The sequence below is a fragment of the Pseudoalteromonas lipolytica genome (assembly GCF_003515105.1).
Taxonomy (GTDB): domain Bacteria; phylum Pseudomonadota; class Gammaproteobacteria; order Enterobacterales; family Alteromonadaceae; genus Pseudoalteromonas; species Pseudoalteromonas lipolytica.
This window is the reverse complement of sequence record NZ_CP032090.1, coordinates 2,466,230-2,482,766: the sequence shown is the minus strand read 5'-3', so window position 1 is coordinate 2,482,766 and position 16,537 is coordinate 2,466,230. Positions and strand designations below refer to the sequence as shown.

Sequence of the window (16,537 nt, the reverse complement as noted above, 5' to 3'; positions counted from 1 at the left end):
CTTATTAGTTCGCGCTGATGTGTTAGATAGTGATATGGAGGCAATCTGCGCAATTTAAACAGTTACGTTGAAAACAGAAATCAAAACGACAAAAAGCAGCGTGTTAAACACGCTGCTTTTTTGGTTACGTGTGGTTTAGATTACACCACGACGCTCTTGATCACGTTCAATAGATTCAAACAATGCTTGGAAATTACCTTCACCAAAACCACCGTCGTCTACACGTTGGATCATCTCAATAAAGATAGGACCAAAAAGGTTCTTCGAGAAGATTTGTAACAAGTAGCAGTTTTCGCTCTGGCTATCGACAAGAATTTGGTGCTCACGGATTTTTTCTTTGTCTTCTTTAACCCAAGGTACACGGTCAAAAATGGTGTCGTAGTACTCAGGGATGATATCTAGCGTTGCAATTGTTGATTGGTCTAGCTTATCAAGTGAACCTACTAGGTCATTCGTTAGGAATGCTAAGTGTTGTACACCTGGACCATTGTACTCATTTAGATACTCATCGATTTGGTTGTTGTTGTTATCTTTACCTTCGTTGATTGGAATAGAGAAGGTTCCGCACGGTGATTTAAGTGCATAAGATAATAACGCTGTTTTTTGACCTTTAATGTCGAAATAGCGAACTTCAGTAAAACCAAATACATTTTTATAGAAGTTAGCCCATGTTTCCATGGTGCCTTTGTAGACGTTATTTGTTAAATGGTCGATACGAAGGAAGCCCTTGTCTTCAACAACGTTTTGCTCTTCTAAGTCTTCGAAATCAGACTCATAGATTGAACCTTTGTCACCAAATTGTTCGATGAAGTAGATTAAGCTGTCACCAATACCGTAAATTGCAGGGTAAGGTAAGTCTTTGTGTGCTGAATCAGTGGCAGGTTTTGCGCCACGTTCAACCGCTACTTCAAATGCTTTTTGAGCATTCTCTACACGCCAACCCATTGAACAGATTGCTGGGCCGTGGCTTTTAGCAAATTCGGCTGAGAAACCTTCACGCTCATTGTTTAGTAAGAAATGAATGTCGTGCTGGTTATAGTAAACAATGTCTTTACCTTTGAATTTTTTGAGTTTTGAGAAACCAAAATCAGTAAATACTTTGTCCATGTAATCTGCATCAGGTGTTGCGTATTCAGTGAATTCAATGCCCACTAAACCTAACGGATTATTTACTTCGCTCATTGTCATTACTCCCGCAATTATAAGCACTGCGCTAAAAAAGTTATTGTTGTGTAATGAGCGGATGATTAACCAGAAAACCGATAAGGGGAAGATCTAAGGCTTATTTAGCGACGGTGTGTTTTGTAAATTAAATGGGACAATGATTTTAATTTCAACAATCACCCTAGGCTTAAGCAAATAGAAAGGCTTAATAGGACGCATGATGCACACTGTTTTTTGTTGTTAAGCTTTTGAATTTAAATGCTTTAAATGCTTCTTTTAAAGGAGTTAAAAAGGCCAATATTGGCCTTTTTATTTAGCTTGTGTGTATTAATTAGTTTACACTTTGGCGTTGTTTGTTAAAAAACTTACTGCGTTGCTGTAACCACGGATTATTCATTATTTGTGGTGCCGTTTGGTAATGACGTTCAACAACGTGATTTAAGATGCGTGTTGAACGGACATAATTCAATTGTTGTTTTGCTGCGCCTAAGGTGGCTATTTCATTGTCTGTCATGGCTCGGCCTGCAAACAGCAGCGCATTTAAATACCCAGGCTCCGTTTCATAGTCATTATCGGTCAGCAGTAAGGTTGCTTTATCAATCGCCCAGCGCTGGTTTATTTCGCCTTCGTCTTTCACACCGATAAGCTTACCATCTAGGTAAATTTTTAGTGCTCCGTTAGTCGGCGCTGCATAGAATACAAAAGCAAGGCGATGCCACTCACCAGCGTTTAGGTTACCAAAGTAACCACTCTCAGTTGTAGCAATACCTATCGCGTTAGCTTTATTCGTATATAAGTCGGCATCGCTTATATTAGTGATATCGGTTTGTAACAGAGCGCGCCATTGTTGACTGCTTTGTTCAGGCCACAGTAAATCCATGACGAGTGTGTAATCGGCAATCAATCCGTCATTGGTAAAGTCGCCATTGGCAGCACTATTTGCTGTTAGTAGTAAGCCTTGACTTGGACTGTGCCGAGAAAACGCTAATACCCCTGAGGTACCGTCTTTTAAATCAGCAATTTGTAATGCGCTGGTCGTCGAAAATTGGCTGTTTTCTTCTCCCCAATTACGTTGTTCTGGGTCGAAGAAGTTAAGAGTTGCGGGACCTAAGTCACTTTTAAACCCTTGGCTCGGATCATTAAAATTCCAGACAGTGACTACATCCTCATTTTCGCAGGCACTCAGTGTATTCTCTGTGTCTAAATATAAACACTGGCTGGTACGAAAACGGGCATAGTTATCCAGTATCCACCAACTTTCGGCCAATAAATTTGCCTCTAATGCTGGCACAGTCGGGAAGAATAAGGTGCTATTGAGGGCAGGGCCTTTAAAAAGTGCCACTTGATACTGTGCAGCATCGTCAATACTCGCAGGGGCTAAGTAAACCCACTCAGGTTGGCTTTGTACCATGGCTTTAAGCTCAGCGCCTGTGACATTGACTTGGTAAATTGCATTGAAGCCTGATGTATTTGAGGGTTGGCGCTCAACTTTAAACGCGGCATGAAAATCTTCTTGTGTGAGTGTGCCGGGCAACCAGCGATCTTGTACTTGGCTTGCATCAAAAAGGGCTGCATCAATAGCTGCAAATTGTTGTTTTGTTGCTTTCGCTGTGAGCAGGGCTACTTGCTCAGCGCTTGGGTAGTTTTCAGACACAGCAATTTCGGTATTGGCGTCGGGGGCATAGCGGCCCATAATTTCGTCTATTGCTGTTTTTGTGTCTGTGCTAACTGTCATTATGTCGCTGGTCGATACCGTATTGTAATCAACATCGATGATACTTTTATCTTTAAGGTCGAAGGTTAAGGTTAAATCGGTTAGACCTTGGGCAAAAAAGTTTGGCTGAATTACAAGACTGCCGTTTTCGAGAGTTTGATAATTTTCGCCGCCATGGGTGTGCCCACCGAGCACTAAGTCAATGCCAGATACAGTGGTAGCAATACGCGTATCAGTGCCTTCCCCAAGGTGGCTTACCATCACCATGTAGTCTACGTCTTGTCGATATTGATTAACGATTTGCTCTGCCACTTCCTGCCATTGCCAGTTCATTTTGAAGTTAGCAATAAAATCTGGAATTGGATCATCTTCAATCGGATTATCAAGCTCATTCCATGGCACCGAAGTCATGCCAAAAAAACCAATACGCAGACAGCCTACCTTTACCACTGAAAAATCAACCGCTGCAAATTCAATGTCGGCATTACCGTCGTATTCCGTGTTGCTGGCAAGCACAATGGCATTATCGTCATCGGCAAAATCAAGTAATTGCTCAGGACCCCAGGCGTAATCGTGGTTACCAATAACCCTCACATCAAATGCCATTGCTTTAATGGCTTCAACCGTAGCTAAGCCTTGCGATGTTTGTTCAGCAACCGTGCCTTTTTCATAGTCATCCCCACCATTCGTAAAGAGGGTGTTTGGGTTCGCTTGCTTTGCATTGTCGTAATAACTGCGGATACGACTAAAAAGCTGCTCTTTAAACCCAAAGCGAGCATGTAAGTCAGCTACATGGATAAAGCGGACGGTTTGTGATGTTGCGTTATCATCACATTGTTCACCAATCGTTTTACTGACCGCAGGCACCCTGCGCGACTTTAAAGCAAATGTGCCAAACTCAGTGATTTGACTGACTGCAAAGTCATCGTCATTTTTTATTGTAGTAAGGGGCTGCCATTGCTCATTTTTTAAAATTACGATGCTAAAAACAACATCAGCTTGTTGCTCTGGTAGCTTAATCGCTAAGGTTAGTGGGTCTGAAAAAACCACATTATTCGGTCTGAATGTATAGCGCGCAGAGACAATGCCTTGGTCAGTATCGGTAGGTGTCGCAGCTGTTGATGTATACGTGAACGTTGTGTCTGTTGTGACGGTATTCTTTGGGGCTGTGAGAATGACTTTGCCATTATCAAACTGCTCAGTTAAGCCATTATCGGCAGAAATAATTAACCCGGTTTGAGTCGGGGGGACTGCTGTTTCTTTTGTTGTTTTGTCACCCCCGCAGGCTGCGAGTAATGAAATAGTTAAAAAAACTGACAGTTGAATTAAAAAGCGCAATGTAACGTCCTTGCCGATATACCGATTAACGTTGGATTATAGTATCAGTATTGAGGACGGGGAAGTAGCCTTTAGAAAGAAAATCCCCACAGCAGGCGCTGTGGGGAAACGTATTATTGCTTTTCAGCAGTCACTTCTAGCTCTTCTGCAAGAATGTGTTCTTGTGTGTGAGGCACATGCTGACCTTCAGCACCGTGCATCCACTTAACAAGTTTATCGCTTAATAAGTACATGATGACAGCAGAGATGATTGCTGTCGCACCTAAACCAATAAAGATACCCATTGCATTTTCAACAGCCGCTTCGCCTTCGCCTAGGAAAGAACCTACGAAACCTGCAATCTTGTTTGCAACAGCTGTACACAGGAACCAAATACCCATAAGCATTGACGCTAAACGCAGTGGTGCTAGTTTACTTACCATTGATAAACCAATTGGTGATAAACATAGCTCACCAAGTGTATGGAATAAGTAAAATAACACGAGCCACATCATGCTGATTTGCAGGTTATCGCCTTGACCTTGCGTCATTAGTGCCAAAATCATGGTGATAAAGCCAAGTGCTAAGAAGATAAGTGCAATAGCAAACTTAACAGGTGAGTTAGGCTCACGCTTATCAAGTTTTAACCAAATAATGGCAACGAGCGGTGCAAATACAATGATGAAAATAGAGTTTAACGATTGGAACCAAGATGCAGGTACTTCAAAGTCAAATAGCATACGGTTAGTGTAGTCGTTGGCAAATAGGTTCATAAGACCACCTGCTTGCTCAAACCCCATCCAGAAGATGATACTGAATACACTCATTGTGAAGATAACTTTAATACGGTCAGTTTCCACTTTAGTCAGTGGCTCTTTCGTGTTTGATTCTGATTGTGCTTGTGAAAGCTTAGCAGAAGGAACTACACCGATATCACCTAGGTATTTGTTGCTCAGTGCAAGTTGCATTAGTACAGAGATCACCATACCGATACCTGCCACTACAAAGCCCCATTGCCAGCCCATTGATGCAGCAGCATAGCCAGCGATAAGTGGACCAAGTGCACCCCCTAAGTTGATACCCATGTAGAAAATAGTGAACGCGCCATCACGACGTTGATCACCTTCTTTATATAGATCACCTACCATTGTTGAGATGTTTGGCTTAAATAAACCATTACCCAAACACAGTAGTGTTAAACCAAGATAGAAAACGTTTTCTTCTTGGCCTGCTAAATAGCTGTGAGGAATACCCATGGTAAAATGGCCAGCAGCCATTAATAAACCACCCAGGATAATTGCTTTACGCTGACCTAGCACGTTATCAGCTAACCAACCACCAAGTAATGGCGTAATATAAACAGCCATAGTGAAGGTACCGTAAAGGCTCAATGCATCAGCATTTGACCAACCAAAACCACCTTCTTGAACAAGTGCAACTAAGTACAGCACTAAAATGGCACGCATGCCGTAATAACCAAATCGTTCCCACATTTCTGTGCCGAACAACAGGAATAACCCCTTAGGATGCCCTAAAAAGTCACCTGCTTTAGGTAATGAACTCATATTTACTTCCTAACTTTAAGTTTTTGTTGAGGCCTTATTATTTTTTCATTGGTCGTTCTGTGTATTTTATTGTTGAACGGGCGGCCATGTGTGTGATGCAGCTAAGATAATGGTTTGTTGTTCAAGTTATGAACTTGAGGGTAAGAGACACACCCTTATCCTAGCTACATGCGCGCTACAGTATACATAGACCTTCAGTTCAGGGGAAGGGTTATAGGCCAGTGTTTAGTAGCTTTGGTAAGGTACAACAGGCTTTCCAGGGAAGGTCAGTTCACTGTAAACCGGCTTAAAGTAGTACCTAAAATAGAACTGTGCATAGTTTGGTTCGTAAAAATCTGCACGATCTAAATTTAAATATCCGCCAAAAAACCAATGGGGTGTAAAACGGTATTCAAAACTGGCTCCTAAGTTATAAGAAAGCCCATTACTTTTATCATCTTCAAAAATAGGCGTCACTCCGGTTACGTCTGTTTGCGCGTGTGCTTGAGCCTGCAAAAGAGCATCGTTCGGGAAAAATTCAATTTCGTCAGTCGTTGTTGTTGACCACGATACACCCGCACGAAGACGATAAATAAAATTGTGACCAATTCGGTGATCATAAACCACAGGAAAAGAAGCCCCTAAGTAGTTTTGCGGGCTGTAATAGCCACCATGACCCCACGTTTCTTCACTTAAATTATATTTATAAGACCAGTGTAATAGGTTAATGCCCAAGCTTAACTCTTGATCCCGCTGTCGGATGGCTCGGTAGTAACTGCCCCCCATAAGACTGTAACTTTGATTGTCTTTAACGTTTTTACCTTTGAGCAATTGATAGTTTGTGCTGCCCCAAAATCCCCAGTCGAGTCCTAAGTCGTGAGAAAGGCTGAGCTGAAGTTGTGTAGCGCGTACGCCACCCCACACTTGGTTAGTGAATACATCTTCTAGACCCGCATACGATAAAACTGAGCTGGTGACAGGGCGTTTATTCACTGTAACACCATAGCCAAAATCACCAATATCGCCGTTGTAATCAATGCCCCAAACAATGTCCTCAACTAAAAAGCCCAGTGGGGTCGTGCCAATATCAAAACGCCACTGTTCGTTTTGCCACGCAAGGCCAATATCGATACCTTGTTGCTTCGGCTTAATGCTGGTCAATGGGCAATCGAAAATACACAACGCACCTTGTCCGTAGCGGCTACCCGCGAAGGTTTCATCAAAACGTGTTTCTTGACTTGAAATCGTCATCGGATCGAGCTTTACAATACCGGTGCCACCAAAAAGCGGGAAACCAGCCTCTATGGGAGTGGCGCCTGCCCCTAATGATGACTCATTTTGAGTACTGGTTTGGCTGCTAAGGTTGATGGCCGCAGTAATATACGCCTGCTCATTGCGCTCAATACGCTGCAACTGGCGTTTCGCATTATTGACGTACCAAGGTGCATCGTCGTCCAGCGCGTAAAGCGCATAATTTTGTTCATCACTGAGAGTGGTCTGGTTGTGTGTTTGCGGGGCGATTGCAGTACGATACCAATTCTCTGCACGGGTAGTTTGTTCAAGCGAATCGGCAACGGATGCCGCTTGATAATAAAGCTCGGCATTATTGTTTGACTTGGCGAGTAATTGTTGAGCGAGCTTGAGGGTTGTTGACTGGTTTTCAACATTACCGAGGGCAGCCATTAGCTGTTGTTGGCGGTATGCCTCTTGTGCATTAACAGCATGGACCTGTTCTGCAATGATGTGATCCGCTAAAAGGTGCTCACCTTGCTCTCGACTTAATTTAGCAACTGCCAATGCGGTATCAATCGAAACACTGAATCCGGCCGCAGTGTGTTGTTGGTATCGGTTGATTGCAGCGTCGCCTTCACTTTGTTCAATATACGCAGTGATAAGGGCTTCAGCTAATTGGGGATTATTATTGTGTTGCTGATCGAGTGAGCTCAGTTTTGCAATACGACGTTGTCCTTGCTCAAAGGTGTTAATGTAGTCAATTTGCAAAGCTAACCACTGCGCTTGCTCGGCCTCAGTTGCCTTAGTGGGTAATTGGTAATGCGCAAGCCATGTGTCGGTGTCTGCTTGATTAGCGCTTTCGATAAGCCAGCCACCATAGAGCATATGCCAGTAAGGGTTGAGACTTGGATCGCGCGTAAGCGCCTTCTTTAACTGTCGAATAGCATAGTTATTTTCATTAATTTGTCGCCACTGAGTTGCCAGCTCTGCCTGCATAAGCGGGGTGAGTGGTTGCGCTTCTAATTCCGTGAGTTTATAAATAATTGTAGCTTTATTCGTTGCCGTATTATTTGTCGCGAGTTTTTCAAGTTTGGCATTAATACTCAGTTGCTCAGTTAATACATTAATTTGCTCAGTGCGTGCGTTATTTGGAATATAATCAAGGGTTGCTAATGCCCCCTCGTAGTCATTCAATGAGCGTAAAAACAAAGCATGGCTGTAGCGAAGCTCAGCATCAAGAGGGAATTGCCATAAGGTTTTTTTGTAAAGAGCTTTGGCATGATCAACCAACCCCTGTTGTTGGTATAAGTTTGCTAGATCATAGTACAACCAACTTTGGCGCGGGCTTTGTTTTATGGCGACTAATAAGCGTTGTACTGCTCCATCGAGGTCACCTTTAGCGGTTAATGCATCGGCTTGTTCACGTAATTGCTGAGTTTGTAAAAGTGTATAATCTTGGGCTATAAGCGCTTGCTGCTGAGTGCTTAAGCCATTATAAAACTGATGGCTTCTCGTATAATTACCATCTGACGCACTGAGGCGAAGCATTGCGCTTAGGGTCGACTCTGCCAGTGGATCGTTTTTTAATACTTGCTTATACAAATTCATAGCCGTTTGATATTGACCACTTTGTTCAGCAAGTTGTGCGCGGTAAAACAGCACGGTGTCTGGGTCTTCATCGAGAGTGTCGGCTAAATTTAGCTTAAGTTCAGCACGTTTAAACTGTGATGCACTGAGTGCCGATTTTGCCTCATCGATGTACTGCCAAAATCGTGCTGTGTTTGCTAAGCCTTTTAATACGGTAATACGATTTACATCTGTGCTGAATTGTTGTGCTTTTTTAAAAAAGTTGTAAGCCTGCTCATTATTGCCTTGCCGAAGATTAAGCAAACCCAAACTATTATAGATTTCTGGGTCTGTTGGACGCCCTGATAACGCAGAATTAAAATACCTCTGTGCTTTTGAAAAATCTTTCTTTTCAAGTGCTTGGTTGCCTCTAACCCACGCTTTGTAGGCAGGATCTGCAAGCTTTCTTTGCTCTGCTTGGTATTTTTTTTCAAAATCACTAAATTGTAACTGCCCCTTACTGCTTTTTGGGTACGCTTCAAAATAACGTGCATAGGCACGCATGGTTTGTTGGTTAAGCGGCATGTCTTCGAGTGCTGAAATCCAAGCAAATTCGGCTTCTACACCATATTGATTACTGTGTGCGTAGTGACTTAGCAGTTCAATCGCCTGTGCATTTTCAGGATTTTTCTTAATAAGATGACGGGCATAAGCTAACTCAAAACGGCCACTATTTGGGTAGCGTTTCATTAAAGAGCGATACCCCCTTAGGGCGTGTTGATATTGGCTGCTGTCTTGGGCTAGCCAATTAATATGCTCAAGCTCGAACTCGATATTCGGATAAGTCGATTTAAATAACGTATTGTAAATTTTAACAGCCGCAGCATATTGACCCGCACGCGCACGCAGGCGAGCCTGTTGAATCGTGGCTTTATCTTCGTTATTTACTCTGGCCAAAAGTGCAAGGCTGTCAACACAGGGGTGGGGCTGTTGAGCAATGCCTGCAAGCAAGTTGTTGGCTTGCTCTGTTTCTTTCAGCGCATACAGCACGCGTATCTCTGCACACTGCACTTGCGTGTCTTTAGGCGCGATACTCAACAGCTTATCTAAACTATTGGTCATAAGTTCAGTGTCTAGCTCTATCTCACCGAGTTGCACTTGGCTTATTAACCAATCAATAGATTGGGTATCAAGGCTGTTTTGTGTCGAAGAGGCGATTGCACTCGGACTTGCTATAATTGCAGCAAGTAACCATTTTATTGGCATTCAGCACTCCAGTTCGTAATGAGTTCGCCATTTTTATCAATGCTGAAGCGTTTGTTTAATGCGCTCGTGCCAAATAAATACAACACACTGTCATAGTAGCGGCTACTAATAAAACCGGTGTCCATCATCATTTGCTGTTGTAATGCGGTGATTAATTGCGATGCATTCTCTGCCGCTAAAAATGGCAATAGCGCAGCCCCAAAGCCAATAGGTCCCGTACCTGATACTTTCCCCGTGACAGTCTGTGTTTCTAGGGGCACTTTGCCTGAAGAAACAATGTGCTCAACCATGGGGGTTAATTGTTTCATTAATGCTGATTTGTAAGGCGCATCTTCAGCCATCAAACTGGCCCATAAATAGACCCGTATTGCATTATAACTTCCAAGAGCAGGTGCGTGTTTATCATGAAAAAAGCCTTGCTCTGCATTGTAATTAACCCAGTCAGGGCTAAACCCTTTAGCGGCTGTGCTAATAAGCATATTGGCAGAGTTGTCATGCAATTGCTGCCAAGGAGAGTGCGGATAAAGTTCAGCAAATTGCTTAAGGATAAACAGTGGGGCATAGCTTGGATTAAGCTTCCAAGTGTTTCCGTCCTTAAAGCCATTAGGTCCAGGCAGTAATGTAATCCCCAGTTTAGGAAGCTGTGCGGTTTCTTCACGAATAATACGTTCTGCAAGCACACTGCTTAGCACTGCATAGCGCCTGTCTTGCCAAAGCTTGGCTGCTTGAGAGAGGGTGTATGCTATCCATAAATCAGAGTCAGAGGCTGGGTTTGAATCTAAAATTTTACCTTCACCTTCCTTTATACCCCATTTCCATGCAGGCAGGCGCGTACTTAAATCACCTTCAGAAAGATTAACTTCTGTCCACTCTAATAATGTATCAAAGCTGGCTTGATCGTTGGCAACTAAGGCGAAGAAAAGTGCATATGATTGACCCTCCGATGTCGTTATATCATATTCGCTGCCTAAATCGATAACACGTCCTTTAGGCGAAATAAAATGCGTTTTAAACGTATTCCACTGTGGCCACGCTGCACAGGTTAATTGTGCAAAAGCGGGTGTTGAAAATGCTAAAACGAATAGCAAAGAAGCAAGAGTCTTCATTATGCTTTATCTCCTTCAGATAAACGTTTCTTTGTTAACAACATTAATAGTCGCCATAACATAAATGAAATGAGCAGTAGGGTAAGAATTGATAAAATAGCCAACAACAAAGGTTGGTCTGAAAAATGGAACCAAATTAGCGTGTGGATTGGCACGTGGCCAACAAAATACTGGTCATCGGTTTTTATGGTTTTAATGCCTTGGTTATTAATAATTGCAGAGCTACCCATTATTTGTGATGTTTTCGCGTTATCTAATAGTGCATCTGTAAGCAATGAGTAAGCATTGTCGTTAGTGGCAATTAAAGACACTACTGAGCGGTCAGAATCAAAAGGCGATTGGAAACCAGATATAATGGCTAAACGGCCCAAACTCCGTATATTGACTTTAATTTTTTCGGCATCGGTACTGTCATAAGCACCATTATAAATAGCTTGATCGACAATACGTTGATTATTATCAATCAATACACTGAGAGAGCTGTTTTCGGCGACCGAGCTTAAAAATGAATCTGGTTTACCAATAATGACAATATCTTTGTCAGCAAAATCTAGCTGACTACTTGGAAATTGAATACTCAAACGATGAGCAGGATAACCGGTAATCGCCCCTAAATGGCCTGTAAAATTCAGCAGTAAGCTAATCGCATTTGTAGAGCTATTAGCCTCCATCACTAAAGTACTTTGATGTAAATCGGCATATTTCGTAAAGGGGAAACCGCCACTCGCAAATGCTCGTAAATTGGGTAAAGCAATATAGTGATGGAAGTTACTCACATCAATTGTAGAGCTGCCATCGATAGCACCAAATTCGCCACCGGCAGGAATCGCACTGCATTCGCCTGTTTTTACAACGGCAAAGTTAAAGTCATAAGTGAGTTGGTTGTTAGTGGTTAAATCAAGCCCTGTTAGCTCAAAATCTTGGCGTGATTGGCTCGGGTTTATGTCTGATAATAGCGGCAGTAACGTTTGCGTGGTAATGGTTTTACCATGGTCGTTCTCAAGAATAAAACCATCTACAAATTTGCCATTTATAAGCATATTTAAGCGCGACAACATGCCATGCTCAACAGGGGTGTTGCGGTAGTTTAGCGTAATGGGAATGCCATTTTCGCGCCATGTAAATAAGTCAGGTGCAAAGCGTAAGTCTAAACGGACAGGTTGTCCACGAAAGCCTTGTGATTGTAATTGGGTCGGGTATTCGATAAATTCATCAAAACTCACAGCACGGTCTGAACGAACCCACAGCGGCGCATCGTAAGCTTTTCTTAAAGGCAGGTTGGCAATTGCGTCAACGGTGGCGCTTCGACCTGTCATGACTTTATAGCCAAACACTAATCCAACAACCGCCTCTTTTAATTGCTCTGTGTTTTTGCCTAACACTAATAAAACTTTTGCATAGCGATGTGTCGGGCTACTGATGATTTCGATTGTTGGCTTATCGACATCGGGATAATTTAGTAAAAAGTCAGGCTTATTATCATTGGTTGCAAACACCACACTATGCTCAGTGGGCGTACTATTGATATGGACAGGAAACTGCGCTTTACGCCATTTCGCTTGCGCACCAAAAAAACTTGATAGTGCAGCGGCAGCTTCCAGTGTTGGCTCATCGGGTTGCGAAGAAAAAATAAATGGCAATGTCAGTTTGGTGTAATCACGCGAGTCAAAAAACGGCGCCGGGAAATACTCAAGTAAACTTTCAAGTGCAAGTGATTGTCTCTCAATGCTGATATGACTACTTTTGCCAATTTCTGCCCAAATTGTTTTACTGTAATCGTCTTGGCACACTAAATCGTAGTAACCGATGAGTTCAAAACGCACTTGGTTAAAATCTTTAATTAGCTTGGGATTAAGCGCAACACTGTGCTCGGTTACACTGCCGAGTACCGTATTTTTATCGTCAATAGGTAATACAGTGACTAAGTTTTCATTGAAAAATATTTTTAGATGCGAGACTCGGCCTATTAAAGAAGGTGAGTAAGTATATGAAAAGTTAAGCGTTAACTTTTTCCCGAGCCTGTCTAAACGATTGGTAAACTCAACACGTGTATTACTACTCACGCCATCGAGTTTAAACTTACTAAGCCCTAACTGTTCAAAACTGAGCGTTAAACTTTCGACAGGGGCACTTTCAGGGTAACCATCATCAAAAATAGATTTATCAGGGAGTGGCTCTGCGCTCATAGCCCAGCCAGATAAACTGAGAGTGCCAACTGCTAATAACAAGGTTAATAGTGATTTCATCATGATGGTTTAAACGCTTTTGTTGGTTTTTTAGGTAATAACGAGGCCACAAAATATAAGACCTGCGATACAAATACAATGACGGGTCTTAATTCATTTGGAGCGTGGAAAATCAAGTTCTTAAAGCCTCGAAGGCTGGTGTAAAATACATTTGAAAAACTGTATGACGGTTTATCGTGTTTAAAGTTTTCTTGCCAATCAAGCCAGGCATCTGCACGAGAGAAGGTGCATTGAATAAACGCTTTTTGTTTTTCTAAATCTAGATCACGAAGCGTTAAGCCCAATTGTTTGTCGCGTGTGTTGCAAATGTAGGTGGCAAATGAATACTGCTTAAATCCTCGACTCATTAGTAGTTCAACTTTATCGTTTACACGGCACAGGTGGCTATGTTCTGTTTCAAGCCCGACGCCGTTATCAGAGTAATCGGTGATTTTGACCTTTATCGTGTGTCCGTTGGCTAATCTAATTGCAGCAGGGAAGTTAGCTTTAATTCGGTGTGAGCTACGTACTTGTTTTGCTTCAGCTGCAACGGCAACCGCAGCACCCAGAATTATAACGTTGTAGCTTGCCCATAACATACTGATAATTAACACACCTATCTGTGATGTATCACCAAAAAAGAGTCTGAATACGCCATAGGTCATGCCGATAACATTGATAAGTAAAAGGATGATGTAAGGCCTTGAAATAGTCCAGTCGTAATGATCGGTGTCGTTTAATCCCCCTTTTTCAGTCACATTAAACTTTCCTTTATTAGGGTTAATTAACGCAACTGTGGTGGGCTTTAAAATATACCACGCAAGAACAGACTCATAGACCTCCCCCCAAAAAGAGTAACGATACTTACCTTGAATACGAGAGTTAGTAATTTTTACCTGCAATAATGTTGGCACTATATATAAGAAAATAGCCACAAAAGGCGCATAGATAATTTGTGCATTGAAGTAAATTAGCGCAAGCGGGGCCGTTAAAAAGACAATGCGAGGGATACCAGATAAAAAGTGTAACATTGCATTGAGATAACAGAGTCGTTGAGCAATATTCAGGCCTTTACCAAACAAAGGGTTATCTAAGCGGAAAATTTGCGCCATCCCTCGTGCCCAGCGAATTCTTTGACCCACATGTGCCGATAAACTATCAGTAGCCAACCCTGCAGCTTGTGGAATATTGATATAGGTGGTTTTGTAGCCTGCACGCTGCATTCTTAATGCAGTGTGAGCATCTTCGGTGACGGTTTCAACGGCAAAACCGCCTATTTCTTCAAGCGCACTTCGCCTGAGTACAGCACACGAACCACAGAAAAATGTAGCGTCCCACATGTCATTTCCGTCTTGAATTAAGCCATAAAACAGCATGTTTTCATTCGGGATTTTTCGATGGTTTTTTAAATTTCGTTCAAATGGATCCGCAGAGAAAAAGTGATGTGGAGTCTGCACTAGACACACTTTGCTGTCGTTAAGAAATTGCCCCATAGTCATTTGTAAGAAAGAGCGGGCAGGGATGTGATCACAGTCAAAAATAGCGATATATTCGCCCTGTGTCACTTTCATAGCCTGATTCATATTACCCGCTTTAGCGTGATTATTGTCTGAGCGAGTGAGGTAGCCAACCCCAATTTGTCTTGCAAATTCAGCGAATTCAGGACGCTTACCATCATCTAAAATGTAGATGTTTAACTTATCAGCAGGCCAGTCGATGCTTTGGGCAGCAATAGTGGTAGGTTTAACGACACTTAATGGCTCATTGTAAGTCGGAATATAAATGTCGACGGTTGGCCACATTGACGTGTCTTCATTAAGTGGTAAAGGCTTACGTTTTAGTGGGTTAATGGTTTGAAAAAAGCCTAAAATAAGCACCAGCCACGCATAGCTTTCAGCTAATAATAAGCCAATACCTAACCCTAATGCGACGGGGTCATCCCAGTTAAGCGTGTCGGTGTAGCGCCACCATAAATAACGTGTTGATGTTGTGACTGCCAGCGTGATCATGGTGATGGTGGCCATCTGTCCTTCAACGCGCCTTAGCGAGTAGGCAACGATAAGCAGTAAACTAATGAACACCGCTTGTGCTTCGATACTGAAAGGCACCGTGACAAAAACTGCCACAGCAAAAATGAGTATGGTGAAAAACGCGATTTTCAGTATGCGATTGTTCCAAATTTCAGCTTTACTAATACGCTGGTAAGATTCTGCTGATGGGTTTGTTTTAGCAAACAGCCAAAGTCGCTTAAATGCACGTACTAATTTTTTGTCGACAAGGCGCAGTATTCTGAGTGAATGCTTTATTTTTCGCCATGTTTTACGCTGCTCATAGCTTATCTGTGCCTGTGATGTTGTTGTGGTGTTGAACAAGGCTAAATAAATACTTTGCAATAAAATGCGTACACAGTTACTGGGTGTGACAACGGGGCGCGTTACATGCGGATAAAAGTACTTTAACTTTTGTTTTATTTGGTTTTTTCTGTTTTTGTCCAGTTTTATAAACAAGGATAAAAATAACACCAAAAAAGGCAGAATAAATGCCCCAAGTAGGCTTATTTTATGCTGATTAAAGTAGCCATGAAATTTAAAAAACACAAAACGAGTTATCTTCTTTGTAAATAAGAAGCCTAAGCAGGTTTTGATGATACGTTCAGGTAATTTCATTGCTGTTGGCTTATGATTCATTATTGTTTGCACGACTAACGAGCCAACCGGCTAAGGTTTCAAAGTCATCGTTGGCAACACTGTATGGAGCACAATTAATCGCCACATTACGAAATGCGGTTGCTTCCATGATAGCTTCGTCTTTGTTGATGTATAAAGGCGCAAAAAGAGGTAATTCAGATTGCCATAGCTGTAATAAGTCAGACTCTAATTCAGACGCTGAATTAAAACGATTAGTCAAGAAGTAGTGCTGCCACGATGAACCAGACTGCTTTAAAAAATTCAGTTGCTTATACATCAAACTATGGCATATGGCGTCACAATTGATGACTTCAAGAAAAATATCTTCAGAGTCAAGCGGGTATTCAAGTGCATTAATATGTGCAGGGCAATCAAATAAGAACCACGCGTCATCGCTGTCATGAAGTTGCTGGCAATGATTTATTATATCTTTAAAGCTGCTTTTTGTGTTTGAGCCACTTCCGTACGGTAAGAATGTGACGCCGTCATTATCTTGATGGAACTGCTCACTGGCAGATGCAAAATCGGCGTAATCACTCCATCCTAGTAAATGGTCCCATGCAAGCCCTAGGTGTAAGCCTATGTCGCTTTTAGGATCGAGATCTATTACATAGACTGTTTCATGTGATTTTCTTAAAGCACACGCAAGGTTTGCCACTACCGATGTGGTTCCAGTACCTCCTTTTATCCCTTTCACGAAAATCTTTTTCATTCT

8 protein-coding genes are annotated in these 16,537 nt (G+C 42.3%); all 8 read right to left on the bottom strand.

Annotated elements, in window-relative coordinates; translation table 11 throughout:
- Positions 1–135: 135 nt before the first annotated feature.
- The gene (hppD, locus tag D0907_RS11240) at positions 136–1,182 is read right to left on the bottom strand and encodes a 4-hydroxyphenylpyruvate dioxygenase (protein WP_036969124.1); all 1,047 of its coding nucleotides are present in this window, start codon (positions 1,180–1,182) and stop codon (positions 136–138) included.
- Positions 1,183–1,495: 313 nt separating this feature from the next.
- Positions 1,496–4,216, bottom strand: coding sequence for a metallophosphoesterase (locus D0907_RS11235; RefSeq protein ID WP_118844474.1), 2,721 nt, complete (start codon positions 4,214–4,216; stop codon positions 1,496–1,498).
- A 113-nt stretch (positions 4,217–4,329) separates the two neighbouring features.
- Positions 4,330–5,760: a peptide MFS transporter gene (locus tag D0907_RS11230; protein ID WP_075593749.1), complete on the bottom strand. Its 1,431-nt coding sequence runs from the start codon at positions 5,758–5,760 to the stop codon at positions 4,330–4,332.
- A gap of 225 nt (positions 5,761–5,985) precedes the next feature.
- A complete protein-coding gene (locus tag D0907_RS11225) occupies positions 5,986–9,804 on the bottom strand; it encodes a cellulose synthase subunit BcsC-related outer membrane protein (protein ID WP_118844473.1) in 3,819 nt (1,272 codons plus the stop codon).
- Positions 9,795–10,910 (bottom strand): cellulose synthase complex periplasmic endoglucanase BcsZ, encoded by a 1,116-nt coding sequence (gene bcsZ, locus D0907_RS11220; RefSeq protein WP_118844472.1) that lies wholly within the window; start codon positions 10,908–10,910, stop codon positions 9,795–9,797. The genes D0907_RS11225 and bcsZ overlap by 10 nt, the downstream gene beginning before the upstream one ends.
- A complete protein-coding gene (bcsB, locus tag D0907_RS11215; RefSeq protein ID WP_118844471.1) occupies positions 10,910–13,159 on the bottom strand; it encodes a cellulose biosynthesis cyclic di-GMP-binding regulatory protein BcsB in 2,250 nt (749 codons plus the stop codon). The genes bcsZ and bcsB overlap by 1 nt, the downstream gene beginning before the upstream one ends.
- Entirely contained in the window at positions 13,156–15,822 is a 2,667-nt protein-coding gene (bcsA, locus tag D0907_RS11210; RefSeq protein ID WP_118844470.1) for a UDP-forming cellulose synthase catalytic subunit, read from the bottom strand. Before bcsA ends, bcsB begins: the two co-directional genes overlap by 4 nt.
- Positions 15,812–16,534 carry a cellulose biosynthesis protein BcsQ gene (gene bcsQ / locus D0907_RS11205; protein ID WP_036966968.1) on the bottom strand — a complete coding sequence of 241 codons (723 nt, stop codon included), beginning with the start codon at positions 16,532–16,534 and terminating at the stop codon, positions 15,812–15,814. Before bcsQ ends, bcsA begins: the two co-directional genes overlap by 11 nt.
- Positions 16,535–16,537 lie beyond the last annotated feature (3 nt).